General features: G+C 68.4%; 13 protein-coding genes and 1 pseudogene. 8 read left to right on the top strand and 6 right to left on the bottom strand.

Annotated elements, in window-relative coordinates:
- Positions 1 to 49 precede the first annotated feature (49 nt).
- Positions 50 to 5449, top strand: a complete 5400-nt coding sequence (locus tag ACH4EW_RS13635; RefSeq protein ID WP_398255632.1) for a hypothetical protein — start codon at positions 50 to 52, stop codon at positions 5447 to 5449.
- 64 nt (positions 5450 to 5513) lie between these two features.
- Here the strand turns inward: ACH4EW_RS13635 and ACH4EW_RS13630 are convergent, their stop codons facing one another.
- Together ACH4EW_RS13630 and ACH4EW_RS13625 are read right to left on the bottom strand one after the other, a co-directional pair.
- Positions 5514 to 5717, bottom strand: a complete 204-nt coding sequence (locus tag ACH4EW_RS13630) for a DUF397 domain-containing protein (protein WP_398255630.1) — start codon at positions 5715 to 5717, stop codon at positions 5514 to 5516.
- Complete coding sequence (locus ACH4EW_RS13625; RefSeq protein WP_398256060.1) at positions 5717 to 6541, bottom strand: Scr1 family TA system antitoxin-like transcriptional regulator; 825 nt, start codon at positions 6539 to 6541, stop codon at positions 5717 to 5719. Before ACH4EW_RS13625 ends, ACH4EW_RS13630 begins: the two co-directional genes overlap by 1 nt.
- Positions 6542 to 6741: 200 nt before the next feature.
- On the opposite strand from ACH4EW_RS13625, the gene ACH4EW_RS13620 reads away from it, so the two are divergent.
- The gene (locus tag ACH4EW_RS13620) at positions 6742 to 7218 is read left to right on the top strand and encodes an ATP-binding protein (RefSeq protein ID WP_398255627.1); all 477 of its coding nucleotides are present in this window, start codon (positions 6742 to 6744) and stop codon (positions 7216 to 7218) included.
- A gap of 102 nt (positions 7219 to 7320) precedes the next feature.
- Here ACH4EW_RS13620 and ACH4EW_RS13615 read toward each other — a convergent pair whose 3' ends face one another.
- From ACH4EW_RS13615 to ACH4EW_RS13605, 3 genes and pseudogenes are all read right to left on the bottom strand, one after another.
- A complete protein-coding gene (locus ACH4EW_RS13615) occupies positions 7321 to 7992 on the bottom strand; it encodes a response regulator (RefSeq protein ID WP_398256057.1) in 672 nt (223 codons plus the stop codon).
- A complete protein-coding gene (locus ACH4EW_RS13610) occupies positions 7989 to 8276 on the bottom strand; it encodes a sensor histidine kinase (RefSeq protein WP_398256054.1) in 288 nt (95 codons plus the stop codon). Before ACH4EW_RS13610 ends, ACH4EW_RS13615 begins: the two co-directional genes overlap by 4 nt.
- Before the next feature lie 187 nt (positions 8277 to 8463).
- Positions 8464 to 8568 (bottom strand): annotated as a pseudogene (locus tag ACH4EW_RS13605) (hypothetical protein); the annotation flags it as partial.
- A 745-nt stretch (positions 8569 to 9313) separates the two neighbouring features.
- Here ACH4EW_RS13605 and ACH4EW_RS13600 point away from each other — a divergent pair.
- From ACH4EW_RS13600 to ACH4EW_RS13575, 6 genes are all read left to right on the top strand, one after another.
- Positions 9314 to 10225 (top strand): ATP-binding cassette domain-containing protein, encoded by a 912-nt coding sequence (locus ACH4EW_RS13600; RefSeq protein ID WP_398255625.1) that lies wholly within the window; start codon positions 9314 to 9316, stop codon positions 10223 to 10225.
- Entirely contained in the window at positions 10222 to 11103 is an 882-nt protein-coding gene (locus tag ACH4EW_RS13595) for an ABC transporter permease (protein ID WP_398255622.1), read from the top strand. The genes ACH4EW_RS13600 and ACH4EW_RS13595 overlap by 4 nt, the downstream gene beginning before the upstream one ends.
- Positions 11104 to 11587: 484 nt before the next feature.
- Positions 11588 to 11938 carry a hypothetical protein gene (locus ACH4EW_RS13590; RefSeq protein WP_398255619.1) on the top strand — a complete coding sequence of 117 codons (351 nt, stop codon included), beginning with the start codon at positions 11588 to 11590 and terminating at the stop codon, positions 11936 to 11938.
- Positions 11935 to 12762 (top strand): hypothetical protein, encoded by an 828-nt coding sequence (locus ACH4EW_RS13585; RefSeq protein ID WP_398255617.1) that lies wholly within the window; start codon positions 11935 to 11937, stop codon positions 12760 to 12762. Before ACH4EW_RS13590 ends, ACH4EW_RS13585 begins: the two co-directional genes overlap by 4 nt.
- Before the next feature lie 11 nt (positions 12763 to 12773).
- Positions 12774 to 13655 (top strand): transporter substrate-binding domain-containing protein, encoded by an 882-nt coding sequence (locus ACH4EW_RS13580; RefSeq protein ID WP_398255614.1) that lies wholly within the window; start codon positions 12774 to 12776, stop codon positions 13653 to 13655.
- 343 nt (positions 13656 to 13998) lie between these two features.
- The gene (locus ACH4EW_RS13575) at positions 13999 to 15237 is read left to right on the top strand and encodes a DUF262 domain-containing protein (protein WP_398255612.1); all 1239 of its coding nucleotides are present in this window, start codon (positions 13999 to 14001) and stop codon (positions 15235 to 15237) included.
- A gap of 423 nt (positions 15238 to 15660) precedes the next feature.
- Here the strand turns inward: ACH4EW_RS13575 and ACH4EW_RS13570 are convergent, their stop codons facing one another.
- Positions 15661 to 17295 carry a sigma-70 family RNA polymerase sigma factor gene (locus ACH4EW_RS13570; protein WP_398255609.1) on the bottom strand — a complete coding sequence of 545 codons (1635 nt, stop codon included), beginning with the start codon at positions 17293 to 17295 and terminating at the stop codon, positions 15661 to 15663.
- Between the last annotated feature and the right edge of the window lie 72 nt (positions 17296 to 17367).

Below are 17367 nucleotides of genomic sequence, written 5' to 3'. Positions count from 1 at the left end.
AGAACAAGCCCCGCAACCCTCGAAGCCACCCGCAGAAACGGTCCTCGACGTGACGTACGACTCGCTGGTCAACCACGGCGACTACTTCTCCGCGCACTACCTTGCCGAGGTCCTCCCGAAGGACCTCAAGGCGAAGGACGGGCTGCTCGCCCGCTGGTGCGAACACGAGGCCGAGGAGGGCAGGAAGCCGGCGGACGAGCCGCGGACCCTCACCCCCCGCCAGGGCCTGCGGGCCCTGCGCACCCCGTACTTCGCCGACCGGGCCTTCCTCGCCGAGCGTGCCCAGGCCGAAGTGGACGCCCCCGAGGAGGAGTCGGGCCGGCGCACCTACGACGACGCCCGCTGGACCAAGACGGTCGCGGACCTCCACGACCAGGTCCTGCGCGCGCTCGGCTACACCCCCGCCCCGGCGGCGCTCACCGTCGAACGCGCAGGCCGCACCCATGACGTCGAGGTCGCCCACGCCGAACCCGGCCTGGTCGCGATCGCCTGCGGCTGGGCCGCCGAACCGGACGCGGCTCGCGATCCCGCGGGCCCCGGCCGGCTCCTGCACCCGGTCGACGTCCAGCAGGGCGAGCCGATCACCGACGCCGACGCCCTGGTCCGCCTGCTCTTCGCCGCCGACGAGCCGCCCCGCTACGCCCTCGTCCTGGTCGGCGGTGTCGTCGTCCTCGCCGACCGCACCGCCTGGAGCGAGGGCCGCTACCTCGCCGTCAGCCTCGACTCGGCCCTGGAACGCCGGGACGACCGGCCCGGCGGCGAACTGGACACGATCGCCGCCCTGTTCGGCGCGGACTCGCTCCGTGTCCCGGAGACCGGCGGCACGAACCCCCTCGACGACCTCGTCTCCAAGTCGGGCAAACACGCCGTGGGCGTCTCGACGGATCTCCGCGAGGGCCTCAAGGACTCCGTCGAGCTCATCGCCCGGGCCGTGCTGGACCGGCTGTCCGAGCAGGGCGTGAGCGCCGCCGACCTCGACGACCCCCAGCGCCTGGCCCGCCGCCTCACCCGCGAATCGCTGCGCTACCTCTACCGCATCCTGTTCCTGCTCTACGCCGAGGCCCGCCCCGAACTGGGCATTCTCCCCTCGGACTACCCGGAGTACGGGGCCGGATACGGCCTTCAGCGCCTGGGTGACCTGGCCGTCCGGGACCTGGTCGGCCCGACGGCCCGGGACGGCTTCCACCTGTACCAGTCGATCGACCTGCTCACCCGCATGGTGAACAAGGGCCACCGCCCGTACGGCACCGAGTCCGAGGACCGGGCGACGGAGGCGGCGGACCGCGAGGCGGAAGCGACGGAGGCTGCCGAACTCACGGCGTCGTCGAGCGAGAACCTGACGGAATCTCAACTGACCCTGCGTGCCCGCCGTTTCGAACAGGCTCGCCGGGCCCGGCGCAGTGAGGACGTCGGCCTGCGCTTCGAGCCGCTGCGTTCCGACCTGTTCGAACCGGGTGCGATCCGCCTGATCGGTCCCAAGGTCCCCAACCCCGCGCACGACGAGGACGACCCGTCCGCAGGGCCGGAGTTCTTCGACACCAGGCTGCGCAACGCCACCCTGTACAAGGTGCTGCGCGGCCTGATGCTCACCAAGGGCCGCAAGGGCGAGCGCGGCGGTTTCATCTCGTACGCCAAACTCGGCATCAGCCAGTTGGGCGCCGTGTACGAGGGCCTGATGTCGTACACCGGCTTCATCGCGGACGAGACCCTCTTCGAGGTCGCGAAGGGCGGCGACCCCGCCAAGGGCAGCTGGATGATTCCCGAGTCCCGGGCCAACGACTACCCGAGCGAGGTGTTCGTCCAGCGGGAGAGTGACGAGACGGGCCTCACGGAGCGGGCCGAGTATCCGCCCGGGTCGTTCGTCTACCGGCTGGCGGGCCGCGACCGCGAGAACACGGCCTCGTACTACACCCCGGACTCCCTGACCCAGGTGACGGTCGAACTGGCCCTCAAGCACCGCCTCGACCAGAACGGTGAGACGTCCGCGCGCGAGCTGCTGGGGTGGAAGATCTGCGAGCCCGCGCTCGGCTCGGGCGCCTTCCTCAACGAGGCCGTCAACCAGGTCGCCGCCGAGTACCTGAAGCGTCGTCAGGCCGAGACCGGTGTGGAGATCGACCCCGACCATCGGGCGGTGGAACTCCAGAAGGTCAAGGCGTACGTGGCCCTGCACAACGCGTACGGCGTCGACCTCAACGCCACAGCGGTGGAGCTGGCGGAGGTCTCCCTCTGGCTCAACACCATGCACCCCGGGATGCAGGCCCCCTGGTTCGGCCTGCACCTGCGGCGCGGCAACTCCCTCATCGGCGCGGGCCGGAAGATCTACGGCAAGGACGCGCTGGGCAAGGGCAAGTGGCTCTCGAAGAAGGACACACTCGCTCCGACAGAACTTCCCTTCAGGGAGGGCGAGTTGCCGGAGGGCGCGGTCCATCACTTCCTGCTGCCCGCGCTGGGGTGGGGGGCGGTGGTCGGGGACGCCAAGTCCAAGAAGATCGCCGAGGAGCTGGACAAGGCGGCCGTCCAGCGGATGGAGAAGTGGCGGTCCGGCATCCAGCGCGCACCGAAGACGGTGACACAGCGACGCCGGCTCCAGGGGGTCGCGCGGCGGGCCGAGTTCCTGTGGAAGCTGGTGGTCGAGCGGCTGAGCCAGTCCGAGCGGGAGATCTCGCGCGAGATCGACGTCTGGGGCGCCGACTGGCTCGATCACCCCGAACACGCGGTCCCGAAAGAGGTCGTGTACGACGACCTGACGCGTCCCGGGACGCCGTACTGGCGGCTGAAGACGGTCATGGACGTGTGGTGCGCGCTGTGGTTCTGGCCGCTGGACCGGGTGGCGGAACTGGACGGTGCGGGGGTTGCGCCGCACGGCGAAGGCGAGGGTGACGATGCCGGGGCCGGGGCCGGGGCCGAGGAACAGCCGTCGGCGGAGGCCGTCGCAGAAGTGGCCGGTCCCGCGCCCGGGGATCAGACCTGGGTGGAGGGCAGCCTGTTCGACGACGGGCTTCCCCAGCAGCTGGTGATGGAGGCGGGGACCGGGGCGGAGAAGAAGCCGACGCGGAAGAGGAGCGAGGGCCGGCCGAAGGGGCGGCGCGAGGTCATCCCCCTTGCCACGCTGGACGACTGGATCGACTTCCTGGAGTGCGCGCTCGGCACGAAGGACGTGCCGGCGGATTCTCTCGTGGCCGAATTCGCGAACCTGGACGCACTGCGGGACTTCGAGGTGAACCTCGACGGGTTCATGGCGATGGACTCGCCGTTCCGGCTCAAGGCGCGGTTCCCGTGGCTGGACACGGTGGAGGACGTGGCCGGGAGCGAGGACCGGGACGATGCCGGAGCGGACGGAGGGATGGGCTTCTTCCACTGGGAGTTGCAGTTCGCGCATGTCTTCGCGGGGGAGGCCGGTGGGTTCGACTTGCAGGTGGGGAACCCGCCGTGGGTGCGGCCCAGGTGGGAGGAGGACGTGCTGCTCGCCGAGTTCGAGCCGTGGTTCGTCCTCCAGGACAAGCCGGCTAAGGCGGAGAAGGACCGGCGGCGCGCCGAGCTGACGGAGCGGGCCGAGGTCGGCTCCTACCTGTCGGCCGAGCTCGCGTCCAACACGGGCGTGGTGGCCATGCTCGGCTCGCCGGTTGCGTATCCGCTACTCACGGGCACGCAGCCGGACCTGTACCGGGCGTTCATGTGCCAGACGTGGGCGCATGCGGGCGGTGACGGCACGATCGGCCTTGTCCACCCCGACTCGCACTTCAGCGGCGACAAGGAGGCCCGGCTGCGGGAGGCCGCCTACAAGCGGCTGCGCGTGCACGGTGACTTCGTCAACGCGGGCAACCGCTTCTTCCCGCCACCGGTCGGCCGGTCCAGCCACTTCGGTGTGCACGTCTACGGGCCCGAGGGCGAGATTGGCTTCAACCATCTTTCGTGGCTGTTTTCCGTGGATGCGCTGCGGCTCTCCGCACAGCACGACGGTTCGGGGCCGGACCCGGGTGTCCGGTACGGGGACACGTGGGACGAGCGGCCGCACAAGAAGCGGGTCATTCGGGTGGACCGGGCGACGCTGGAGCAGTGGCAGCGGTTGACCGGTGATGAGGGGCAGCCGGCGGAACAGGGGCGGTTGCTGTCGCCGGTGAGTATGGCGGAAGGCAAGGCGATCAAGGCGTTGGCGGACTATCCGCTGAGGCTGGGCGCTCTGAACCCGCAGATTGCCCGAGGTTTCGACGAGAGCGGCGCCAAGAAGGACGGCCTCATCGACTACAACCTCCCCAAGGAGGGCGGCTCGGTCTTCCGGCCCGAGAAGTGGGACGACGTTATCCTCAAGGGGCCCCAACTCGGTCTGGCCAACCCGATGTTCAAGCAGCCCAGCCAGGGTGGCGGGGAGGTGCTCGGCCTCAACCACCTCCTGATTCCCGATGACGCGGTACCGGAGACGGAGTACGTGCGCGTCGCGACGCCGGAGAGGTACGCCGAGAAGCAGGACCAGTGGCTCGACCGGGGCGGGCTGGCTCGGCTGCGGGCGTCGGAGGAGGCGGCGGCTGAGGCTCGGCGGGCGTTGGCGGAGGCTCGGAAGGTGCCGGAGGACGAGATCGCTGCCGATGAGATCGACCGGTACTTTGTGGGGCGGTCGACTGGGCCGTACACGAAGTTCTACAGGGCCGCATGGCGCGAGTTCATTGCACCTGACACCGAGCGCAGCCTGTACGCGGCGATCGTGCCGCCAGGCGCTGCGCACATTCACGCGGTGCGCAGCGCTTACTTGGGCGACAACCGCCTGACTGCTCTCACGGCCGGTTTCTGGGCAGCCATCCCCGTCGACTACCTCCTGCGCACGACACGCCTGCGCCACCTCGATGTGGCACCGGCTGGGCGTATGCCTGTTCCGGATGCGGAGCATCCTTTGGCGCCAGCCCTGCTGCTACGCACTCTGCGTCTGAACTGCCTCACGAAGCACTATGCGACGCTTTGGTCCGAGCTGTACGACCCGACCTGGCCAGGCTACGAGGCCTGGGCCAGGGATTGGCCTCAGCTGGAGCCGCTGCATGAGGTGGGTCCCGAGTGGACCCGGGCCAGCGCACTACGGACCGAACGCGCGCGCCGTGCGGCTCTGGTCGAGCTTGACGCGTTGGTCGCAGTATGGCTGGGCGTGGACGCCGACGCGCTTGTCGCCATGTACAAGGCCCGCTTTCCGATCATGCAGGACTTCGACTCCGTCACCTGGTTCGACGCCGAGGGACGCCGGATCGCGGGCGACCGCTACACGTACGGCCACGACCAGACCAAGGAGCACTACGCACAACTCCGTGCTCACCTCGACGGCGAACGCAAAGATCCGCCGGACGGCTACACGCCCTTCTTCTACAAGGCGAACCGTGAGACCGAGATGAGGGAAGCACACGCCTATTTCTCGGCGCGTCTTCAGAAGGCCATCGATCGGGGGAGGTGGACTCCGCCGTCCACCTGACCGGATACGCCGACGCCCCGCGCCCGGTACAGAACCGGACGCGGGGCGTCAGCATGGTCGTACGTCAGCTATCGGTGGCATACGAGACGAAGGCGGCCCATTCCTGGGGCCCGAAGGCGAGTTGGGGGCCCTGCGTGTGCTTTGAGTCCTGTACGTGAATGGCCTCAGGAGCGAAGGCGACCTCCACGCACGCCGGGCCGTCATTCGTGCTGTAGCTGCTCTTGAACCAATTCAGCACGGGACTGTTCCCTGTCGAGGGGTTGGTCATCATGTCTCTCCCAGCGTTTTCTCGATGTAGGCCAGTGACTCACGGGGCGTGAGAGCCTGGGCCCGGATGATGCCGTGGCGGATCTCGTGGATCTGGACCTCCTTGGGATGAGAGATCAGCCGACTGGTGAGCTGAACCTCGTTGTGTCCCAAGGTGTCCCCGTCCCTGAGTCGGAGCAGCTGAAATGACCCTGCGAGGCCGGCGTGGTCCTCGCGATCTGTGGGCATCACCTGGATCTCCACGTTCCGCTGATGGCCGACCTCCAACAGGTGTTCGAGCTGCTGCCGCATCACCATTCTGCCCCCGATCGGGCGCCGCAGTGTCACCTCTTCCTGGACGAAACCGAAGACGGGGACAGGCTGCTGATCGAAGACCTTCTGGCGTGTCAGTCGTGCGGCGACAAGCCGTTCGACTTCCTCCTCGCTGAAGGCCGGACGCCGCATCCCGTACAGGGCCCTTGCGTAGTCCGGAGTCTGGAGCAGGCCGTGGACGACGGAGTCGTCGTAGGCGCAGATCTCGACCGCCTTCGCCTCCAACTTCGCCAGATCCCGCACCTTCTTCGGCAGCCGAGCCTCCTCCGCATCCTTCCTCAACCCGGCGATCAGCCCACCGGCCTCCAGCACCTCGTCGGCCTTCTCCAGAAACGCCTCACTCGGCGCCCGCCGCCCCCGCTCCACCGAGGACACCTGCTCCTCGCTGTAGCCGATGGCCGTTCCCAACTCGGCCTGGGTGAGCCCCTTCCGCTCGCGGCACGTCTTCACGACCCGGCCGACCGTCCGCAGTACGGCCGCCGACTCCTCGTCGTCACCGTCGTACGGCTCCATGCCGTCGCCGCTCTGTGTTCCCTGACCCGTCACACCCACGTTCGCGTACCTCCACGTCCGCCCCGTCCGTACCCAACTCCTCGTCGGCGCACCGCGTAACGCCGCGCCGCCCGGACAGAGCCGGACAGCACCCGGACAGTGACGCTGCGTACCGTCGTCGTTACTGGTCAGAGTAGAGGCAGCCGACCACGCTGAGTGACATGAATCCCGATACTGCCCACTCGTCGGCACTTCGCCCCGGGCCCGCGCAACACACCGCTCCCGCCCGCCACTTCACCATCCTGCTCTCGGCCACCCCGCGCGGCGCCCGCCTCGCCCGTCGCCTCGCGGCCGAGGAGCTCCACCGCTGGGGCTGGCCGTACGACACCGAGGCCAACCGGACAGCGACGCTCCTCGTGGCGGAACTGGCCGCGAACGCGGTGCGGCACGGGCGCGTACGGGGCCGCGACTTCCGCCTGCGGCTCACCCTCCGCCCAGGGGGCCCAGCCCTCCGTATCGAAGTCACGGACCCGAGCCCCGACCGCGTCCCACCCGCCCCCGGCGCGGTCCCGCCGCCGTCCCCCGACCTCGAATCCGGCCGGGGCCTCCTCCTCGTCGAAGCCCTGTCCACCCACTGGGGAACCGCCGACGACGACCCGTACACCAAGACTGTCTGGTGCGAGGTCGCCCTGTCCTGACCCTGTCTCGTATGGCTACGGCGAACGGACATGTAGCGCTCAGCGACTTCCTTGGCCTCGTTTCCCCTTGAAGTGAACGAAGCCAACAGCACGTGCGCTCACTCAGCGCGATGGCGATACCAAGCCCAGTTCATAGGCGATGATGACCAACTGAACCCGGTCACGGGCCGCCAGCTTGGAGAACAGCCGCCCCACGTGGGCCTTGGCCGTGGACGGGCTGATGAAGAGCCGGCCGGCGATCTCGTCGTTGGACAGGCCGCGTCCGATGAGGGTGAGTACCTCGCGTTCCCGGTCGGTGATGCCTTCGATCGCCCCGTGCCGGGGCGCGGCCGTGGGTTCGGGGCGTGCGGCGAACTCCTCTATGAGGCGGCGGGTCACGCGCGGCGCGATCAGAGCTTCGCCGACGGCGACCACACGGATCGCGGTGAGGATGTCGTCCAAGTCCATGTCCTTGACGAGGAATCCGCTCGCGCCCGCGCGCAGCGCGCCGTAGACGTACTCGTCGTCGTCGAAGGTGGTGAGGACGAGGACCCGTGCCGTGTTCGGGCCGGCGGTGATCAGCCGGGTTGCCTCGATGCCGTCCATGCCGGGCATGCGGATGTCCATCACGACCACATCGGGCCGGACGTCCTGGACCAGCTGGACCGCTTCGGCGCCCGCGCCGGCTTCTCCCAGGATCTCGAGATCCGGGCTGTCCGCGATGAGCACGCGCAGCCCGGCGCGCACCAGCGGCTGGTCGTCGACGAGCACGACACGGACGCGGTCAGGAGTCATCGCATCCCCGCCGGCACCGGCAGCCGCGCCGTCACGCGGAAGCCGCCTTCGGGACGGGGTCCGGCGGTGAACCGGCCGTGCAGGAGGAAGGCCCGCTCGCGCATGCCGGTGATGCCGTAGCCGATGCCCGCAGGTGTGGGCCCCTGACCGTCGTCGGTGATCTCGATGGACAGTTCGTCCTCCTGATAGTCGATGACCACCCGGCACTCGTGCGTGTCCGCGTGGCGAACCACGTTGGTCAAGCCCTCCTGGATGATGCGGAAGGCGGACAGATCGATGTCCATGGGGAGCGGGCGCCCGTTCTCCTCGCCACTCCACGTCGACCCTCACGCCGCCATTCCGTGTCGCCTCGCCCAGCCGGTCGACGTCCGTCATGCCCGGCGCGGCGGCCAACGGCGCCTCTTCCGGCTCGGCCTTGCGGAGGGATCCCAGCATGCGCCGCAGCCCGGCCAGGGTGTCCCTGCTGGTGGTCTCGATGGTGGCCAGCGCGTTGCGGGCCTCGGCCGGCTGGGTCTCGATGACCCGGCGGCCCGTGCCGGCCTGGATGGCGATGATGCCGATGCTGTGCGCGACCATGTCGTGCAACTCGCGGGCGATCCGCAGCCGCTCGGCGGTGACTGCTTGCTCCGCGGCCTGGACCCGCACCGTTTCGGCGTGCTCGCGGCGCTCTTGAACGAGATAGCCGGTCAACCAGGCAAGGGCGAGCATCAGAACGAGGAACACGATGGTTGAGACGAAGACGTCCCGCCCGGTCCGGTAGTGGCCGGCGGCGGCGATCTCCTCGGCGAGCGTCAGCGCTGCAGCGGCGAGCGCGGTCCGGCGCGTCCGGGTGGCAGCGATCCAGGCGACGGCGAGATCGGTCAGCAGAGCCTGCAGACAGCCGATCTGCCATGCCTGCCCCGGCGCCATGAAGGGGAACGCCGCGAATTTCGACGCCGCTGTCAAAGTCGCGGCGAACGAACCGGCGAGCATCAGCATCAGGGCCGGCAACGGTCGACGCCGCAGCAGGGGAATGCTCAGAACCGAGATGACGGTCGGCAGGAGAAGCCGCACACCGGTGGGTTCGCGTTCGTTGAGCACCGCGACGTACAGCAGGATCGGGTAGGTGAGGGCCCCGCACCAGGCCAGGGCCTGCGCCGCGGTCGGCCGCAAGCGCCAGGAGAGGGCGGCGCGGGGTGAGACGCTCATGCCGCGATCATAGGTAGGGGCCGGTTCCGGGGCATCGGCCTCGGGGCGTACGCCCCGAGGCCACAAGCGGATCCTGAGAGTGTGGCCCGCGGGCCGGTGCCGTGCGGGCGCGGCCCACGGCACCGTGGGCCGCGTGATCGAAGCCAACGAACTGACGAAGCGATACGGCGCCACCACCGCGGTCGACCGCCTGACCTTCACCGTCCTCCCCGGCCACGTCACCGGGTTCCTCGGCCCCAACGGCGCCGGCAAGTCCACCACGCTGCGGATGATCCTCGGCCTGAACGACCCCAGCAGCGGCACCGTCACCGTCGACGGGCAGCCGTTCCGGGGACGCCCACGAGGGCTGCGGCACGTCGGGGCCCTGCTGGACGCCCATGACGTGCACGGCGGACGCAGCGCACGGTCGCATCTGTCGGCACTGGCGCACGGCAACGGGCTGCCGCGGCGCCGGGCGGACGAAGTCCTGGAGGAGGTGGGACTGACCGCCGCTGCCCGGCGCCGAATCGGGGGGTTCTCGCTGGGGATGAAGCAACGGCTCGGCATCGCCGCCGCGTTGCTCGGTGACCCGCCCGTCCTGCTGTTCGACGAGCCGCTCAATGGGCTGGACCCGGAGGGCGTGCTGTGGGTGCGCGACCTGTTCCATCGGCTGGCCGCCGAGGGCCGTACGGTGCTGGTCTCCAGCCATCTGATGCGCGAGATGGAGCACACCGCCCAGCAGCTGATCGTCATCGGCCGGGGCGAGCTGATCGCCGCGGAGAGCCTGGCGGAGTTCGCGGCTCGTGGCACCCGGCTGACCGTGACCGTCCGAACACCCGAGGCCGCCCGGCTGACGTCCGTCCTCACCAAGGAGGGAGCGGCCGTCCGCGGTGAGGCCGACGGCTCGTGCACGGTGACCGGCATGGGTGCGGATCGCATCGGCGAGCTTGCCTTCCGCAGCCGCGTCCTGCTGCACGAACTCGCCCCCCGCTCCGCCTCCCTGGAAGAGGCGTTCATGGGACTCACCGCCGACAGTGTCGAATACAGCGCAGGAGATGCACGATGACCGCACAGACAGTCGCCGGGCCCAAAGCGTACGCGACCGCCCTCGACTCACCCACCCGGTTCCACCACCTCCTCATCGCCGAGTGGATCAAACTGTGGTCGCTGCGCTCCACCTACTGGGTCCTCGGAGTCGGCCCCCTGGCCGTCATCGGGATCAACGTGAACTCCGCTCTGTCGAATGCCGACCGGCTGGCGCATCAGCCCGAACTGCCGCCTGCCCCACCACCAGGGCTTCCCGAGCTGCCACAGATGCTGTTCGATCCCCTGTCGTCCGCCTTCGTCGACCCCGCCTGGCAGCTCCTCATCGTCATCGCCGGCAGTGTCGGCGCCATCGCTGTCTTCGGCGAGTACACCAGCGGACTGATCCGCACCACCTTCGCGGCCGTTCCCGCACGCCGTGCGGTGATGACAGCCAAGGTGGCCGTCATGGCGGCTGTCATGCTCGTCCTCGGCACGGTCACCGCCGGCGCCTCGTTCGGCGTCACCCAGGCGATCCTGCAGGATCACCGCGGCATGTCCATCGGCGACACCGGCGCACTGCGGGCCGTTGCCGCCTCCGCGCTGCTCGCGCCACTGTGCGCCCTCGTCGGCATGGCCCTCGGGGCACTCATCCGCCACGCCGCGGGCACCGTCGTCGCTGTCGTCGGCGTGCTCCTGCTGCTGCCCACGCTGTTCATGGGCGAGACCTATCGATGGGTCAAGGAGATCGGCAACGCGATGCCGCTCAGCGCATGGCGAGCTCTGGTCCAGAACCCTGGACGCAACTACAGCGTGGACAAGTACCCGGTGTCGGTCACCGAGGGGGGGATCGTGTTCGGGGCATGGTCGCTCGTCGCGGCGGCCGTCGCCGTGGCCGTCGTGCACCACCGCGATGTGTGAGCGGACCAGGCCGGTTTCGTGTTTCTCACAAATGGCCCTTTGTCCGAGCAAGATCAAAACCGGCGCCCCGGTGATCGCGAAGCGCCGGTTCGGTTCGCAGAACCCGTTCTCACTCAAGGCGGTCGGCGTGGCCATCGATGAGGACGGGCCGGATCCCCGGACGAGGCCCCCGTGACCGGCACGGCAGCGGTGAGAAAGGATGAGGAAGCGGGCACGGCAACCTTGCAGATCGTGAAGCGTAGAGAACTTCATGATCTACAAGTGCCGTGCCCGCTCTGCATTCGGAGCCCGCCACATGATCAAATAAGGCAAACGCAACTCTCCCCCGGGGCCTTGGTAACAACCCTGCAAACAAGACGAGTTGATAATCTGATCCTCATTCGCGCGATTGTGGGACGGTGCATGCGAAGACTCTCCACACCGTCCTGCCCCGGGTTAGAATCTGTCACTCCATCATTCGACTTTCACGGGGGAAGGAGAAGGCGTGACTCGGAGGGTGAGAATCACGCTGATCACCGCCGGCGCTCTCTGCGTGGCGACGACGCCGCTGGTCTGGGCGCTGTTCGGCCAGGAGAACGGGGAGATGGCCGGTGTCGTGCTGCAGGTGGCGGCGGGTGTGGCGGCGTTACTGCTCGGGCTCCTGAAGAGGGAGCCGCAGAGTGTCGTCGTGGAGGCCGTCGACACGGGGAAGGCGGTGGCGAACGTTGGCTCCGCCAACTCCGGCGTCGTCCTGGGCGGATCGGCCGGCACGGTCTCGTCGGCGCGCGCCGAACGGACCGGGGACGCGACCGCTGAAGGCGGAGGGAACGCCAACTCCGGTGTGAGCGGCACATGAGCGGGGAGAAGGTGCCGCCGGACGCCGACATCGTCGCGTCGGCCTCGCGGACCGGGAGCGCCGAGGCGCAGACCGGGGGGACGGCGGTCAGCGGCACGGTCATCAACAGCGCCTTCAGCAGCCAGACGATCGGCCACCAGAGCAACCACTGGTACTCGGTGTTCGCCCGCCAGGAGAAGCGGGCGTCCGGCTGGGGCGGCCTGACCGCGCTGGTCCTGCTGGTCACCGTCGTGGTGCTGTACATGCGGCCGGAGGGGCCGGAGAGCCAGTTCGTCATCTCCTACGTCCTCCTGGCCACCGCCAACGTTGTGTCCGTCCTTCTCGCTGTCGACGCGTGGACCCGGGCGGGAGAATCCCGGTCGGTACGGCTCTGGCCGGGGCGCACAGGAGGCATTCCCGTCGGCGCGAGACTGCTGTTGTCAAGTCTGTGTCTGATTCTGGCCGCGCTCGCACTGCTGCAGATGGACCATGTCAGGAAGTACGGCAGGGTGGACGTCGCCGCCGACGAGATCGACATCAGTCCGAGGGGCCCGCTCGAGAACCTCGAGCAGACCGTGCTCACGGTTCGTCCGGCGGCCGAACGGCGCTACCTCGGGCTGGTGATGACGATCTCGTCCTCGAGCCCCGGCGCGTGCCTCACGACGTTCTCCCTGGCAGTGGGCGAGCAGCCTCCGGAGAAGGAGCACGAGAAGCTCAAGGGCGGAGATCTCGTGAAGCTGGATCTGGAGAAGGGCCGTCCTGAGATCAAGCTGCGGCTGACCGTGGCCACGGCGGCGGACTGCGAAGTGAACATCGGTGTGGCGCAAGCCTCCGTGTACAGCTGAGGAGTGGGTGCGTGAACAACTGGCGACCAAACGCGAGACGGGCAGCCTGCGCGCTGGGGACGGCGGTCCTGCTCGCGGTGACCGTCTCCTGTGACGAGCCGGAACACGAGCCGTCACTCAGGGGCGCGCCGAGAGTGAACGTCGGTTACAAGGGGGACCAGCCCGGTACGTCGTACAAGGACGAGTCGAGCAACGCATTCGACGGCTTCGAGGTCGAACTCGGCCACCACATTGAAAAGGGGCTGAAGACCCGCTTCACACCGTTCGACCTCACCTCCAAGGACAGGGTGGAAGCGCTGAAGAAGGACGTGGATCTGGTTCTCGCCACCTTCTCAGTCGAGGACAAACGGATTGAGCAGGTCGACTTCGCGGGAATCTACATGAAGACGCTGCAGGGGCTCCTGGTGTGGGGGGAAACCTCTGAGTACGAGTCCAAGGGCTCCGGGATGACAGTCTGCACGCTGGAGAATTCCACCAGCTACGACATTCTGACGAAGAATCCGCCCAACGAGTTGTCCGAGGTGGAGGTCGAGTCGAGACCCAAGATCAGGGACTGCGTCGGACTCCTGGAGGAAGGTGAGGTCCAGGGGATCTCGACCGATCAGGTCATCCTTTACGGCCTTGCGAAGGATAACGGAGATTTTCGTGTGGTGCCCGGACTGACCTTTGGTCCTCCTCAGTACTACGGCGTCGGAATCAAGAAGCAGAAGAAGGACAGGGGCGACTGCAGGGAGGTACAAGAAATTGTCGACGACTATGTCGAAAGCAACGCCTGGGAGCAGAATTTCAAGATCAAGCTCCCCTTGGCGGATGAGGCGGAGGGGTTCAGGAAATTCCGCCCGACTCGAAACGACAGCAACTTGATGTCGTGTCGGGACGAGGTGGGGCCATGAGGGCCTCCGTCGCCGGTTCACCATTCTGAGGCCCGTGGCCGCGCGATGACCCGTGCCGGGCACAACTCTCTTGTCTCCATCGCGGAATGGGCACGGCGGTGCGAACCGAAGGTTCTGGCACGACTCGGCTGCCCGTACGATCCCTGCGCCGGGCGCTACCGCGACAACGAACGATCCCGTCGCCGTGCGGTAAACGTTCGGGCATTCCTTCTCTCCGCACTCGCCGTTGCCACTGCCCGTGAGCCGGGTAAGTGCCGCACGCTCAGACATGCCAAACCCCCTTGCTCTGGCCCTGGTTGGACCGCCTGAGCACGACGGTGGAGGGGGCACTGTCGATACGCCTATGCACCCTCGCGACTATGCCCGTTGTTGCATAAACCGGCGGCACCACGGGTGCTGGTCGCGCCTGTGCGGGGCGATCCCGTCCTGCCCCCACTGCGCCGAGCATTCGGCCGTCACCGAGAGTTCACGGCCGGTCGAGCGGGAGGTCACCGAGGAGGGCGTCGATCAGATCACCTCGCCGTTCGACCCCGAGCACATCGACATCGAGACCCGCACGACCACGGTCGACCTGCTGATCTCCCGGCTCCGCAACGAGATGATCGACCTCGCGCCCGACTTCCAGCGCCGGGCCGGCATCTGGACGGACGAGAAGCAGAGCCGCCTGATCGAGTCGCTGCTTCTGCGCATTCCCATTCCGTCCTTCTACGCCGCCGAGCAGAAGGACGGCAGCTGGGCCATCGTGGACGGCATCCAGCGTCTGACCTCGATCGCCCGTTTTTTCGACGCCGAGACAGTCGACGCTCCGCCGCTGAGACTCAAGGGCCTGGAGTACCTGCGCAACTTCGCGGGGGCGGGCTTCCACGACCTCTCCGGCAAGCTCCAGATCCGGTTGCGCGAGACCGAGGTCGTTGTCCACGTGATCAGGCGCGGCACCCCCGAGCCGGTCATGTTCAACGTCTTCGCCCGCATCAACACCGGCGGCGAACCCCTCACCCGGCAGGAGATCCGGCACGCGCTGATCCCGGGCCGCTCCAGGACCCTCTTGGCGAAGCTCGCCGATTCCGAGGATTTCCGCAGCGCCACCGGGTACAGCGTGGTCGGGGACCGGATGGCCGATCGCGAAATGGTCCTTCGCTTCCTGGCCTTCCGGCTCACTCCTCCGGACGGATACCGCAGCGGCGACTTCGACGGGTTCCTGGCAGAGGCCATGCACCGCATCAACCGCTTCGAGCCGGCGGACGAGGCGCAGCTGCGGTACGAGTTCGCCGGCGCCATGACGGCGGCCCAGTCGATCTTCGGCGTCCATGCCTTCCGTAAGTACCGCTCGGGCCAGCAGCGCAAGTCGCCCATCAACAAGGCGCTTTTCGAGACCATCGCGGTGAACCTGGCAGTGCTCGACGAGGACCAGCACGACAGGCTGAGGCAGCTGGACGCGCTGGATGCCTTCGCGGACCTCATGGAGGACACCGAGTTCGAACGATCGATCTCCGTGGCCACCGGCGACCCCAAGAAGGTACAGAAGCGGTTCGAAGCCGTGCAGGAACTCTTCGAAGACCTCCTCGAACACGGAGACGCCTGACAGTGATCAACCAACTCACTCTGGTCAACTTCAAGGCGTTCCGCCGCCTCGAACTCCCCCTGGGACCGCTGACCCTCCTGACAGGCCTGAACTCGTCCGGCAAGAGCAGTGTTGTCCAGTCCCTCGCACTCCTCCGTCAGTCCTTCGAGAACGCTCGGTCGGCCGGTGCCGCAGCCGGGCTGCTGCTCAATGGTGAGCTGGTGGAGCTGGGCACCGCGCGCGATGTCCTGCACGACGACTTCGGCCCCGCCGACGACCTGCTGGCCACGGACGCTCCCGTGGTGGGTCTCGTCGTCGAAGCGGGTGAGTCGGTCAGTTTCACCGCGTTGTACGACTCAGAGGAGCCCGACGAAGATGTGATGGAGGCGCAAGATCCGCATCGCACACATCGGAGGCAAGATCCGGCCGGATCTCTGACCTTCCTCAGAACAGCGCCTCCTGCCCCTCCGGCACGCGCGGCCCCTTCGCCCTGGGTGCCGGGGGAGCCGTTTCCGGGACCGGCGCGGGTGTCGGAGGAGCCGTTTCCGGTACCAACGCGGGCGCGGGCTGGGCCGCCGCCGGCACACATGGCTCGGGCTTCCGCCTGCGCCTCCGCGTCACGCGCGGCTCCGGTACCCCACCCGCCAGCACCGTCTTCAACCGGTCCCGGGCCAGGGTCTCCAGCTGCCGGATGCGCTCCCGCGTGACGCCGTACTCCTTGCCGATCTCGTCCAGCGTCTGACGCTCACCGCCCACCAGCTCGCTGCGCCGCCGCATCACATCGGCCTCGCGCTCGGTGAGGCCGGCGAGGGCCAGCAGCTCCTCCACCCGCTGCCGCGAGTACTTGGGGTGGAGCACTTCTTCCGGTGTCGGCGCCAGGTGGAGTGCCGCCACCAGTTCGCCCAGATGCGTCCCGTCGCCGATCTCGCGGTCTAGGGAGTCCGTGGGCCGGCTGATCCGGCGCACCGTGTCGACCTCGGCCACGGTGAGGTTCGCCGCCACGGCCACCGCGCCGGCGGAGACGGGCTGTCCCTGGGCGGCCAGTCGCGCCTCGGTCACCGCGACCTTGCGCACCTTCTCGTACACGTGCACCGGAATGCGGATCAGCCGGCCCTCGTTGGCCACTGCCCGGTCCAGGGACTGCCGGGCCCACCAGGTCGCATATGTGGAGAACTTGAACCCCTTGCTCGGATCGAACCGGCAGGCCGCGTGCATCACTCCGGTCATGCCGTGCTGCACCAGGTCCTCGTATTCGAGGCCCTGGCCCTGAAACCGCTGGGCCAGCTTGTGTACCAGCCGGCCATTGTGCATGACCAGCGTCTCGTAGGCCCGGCGGCGGACGTCGGTGGCGGGGAGGGCCGCCAGCTCGGTCTCCTCCGGGATACCGTCGAGGTGTTCGGGGCCTCCCTTGAGGAGAACGCTCAGCCCGACCTCCTCCTCGGCGGTGAGCAACGTCTTCCACGCGGTGTGCCGGAAACGGTCCTCGTCCATGCGGGCGTGCGCGGCGGCCATCGCCGCGTCCAGGTCCGTGAGGACCTCGCCCTTTCCGCCGAGCTCCTCCGCCCGGGGCCCCTCGACCGGTTCGTCTCCCTCGGACTTCTCCGCCTCCTCGGCTGTGACGGCCGCGGTCTCCGAAGTCTCCGAAGTATCCGAAGCCTCCGCTCGCCCGGGATCCGGGATCGCGGCGATCGCCACTCCCTCATCCCGCAAGGCCGCCGTCAGCAGCTCCCGCTCGGCGGAATCCAGCCCGCACAGCGAGACCAGCCCGGTGAACGCAGGGGCTGGGACCACACCGGCCGCGATGTACTTGCGGGCGAGCCCCAGGGCCCGGCCGATCCGTGCACTCTCCCGGGAGGCGGGGGCGGCCCGAGCCACGGTCAGACCCTGCTGGGCCAGCGCCGCTTCCAGCCTTTTCAGGCCTTCGGCGTCCAGCCCCAGCGGAGCCGTCGCCGCCCTGAAGTCCTCCTGAGCCACCCGCCCGTCGCGCGCGCAGGTGTGCAGCCCGGCCAGCAACGTCGACAGTGCGCCGCGCAGTTCACGCACCCTGTTCCCCCGGGTGCCCGGTGCGTTCGCGGTCATGAAGAGACTCTGGCACAGGGCACTGACATTCATCCCTGGGACGAGACGCTGTGTGCCGCTCCCATGGCTGGA

Origin of the sequence: Streptomyces sp. NPDC018000, assembly GCF_044328025.1 — a bacterium.
Taxonomy (GTDB): domain Bacteria; phylum Actinomycetota; class Actinomycetes; order Streptomycetales; family Streptomycetaceae; genus Streptomyces.
The sequence above is the reverse complement of the archived record's forward strand: the minus strand, read 5'-3'. Positions and strand labels throughout refer to the sequence as shown.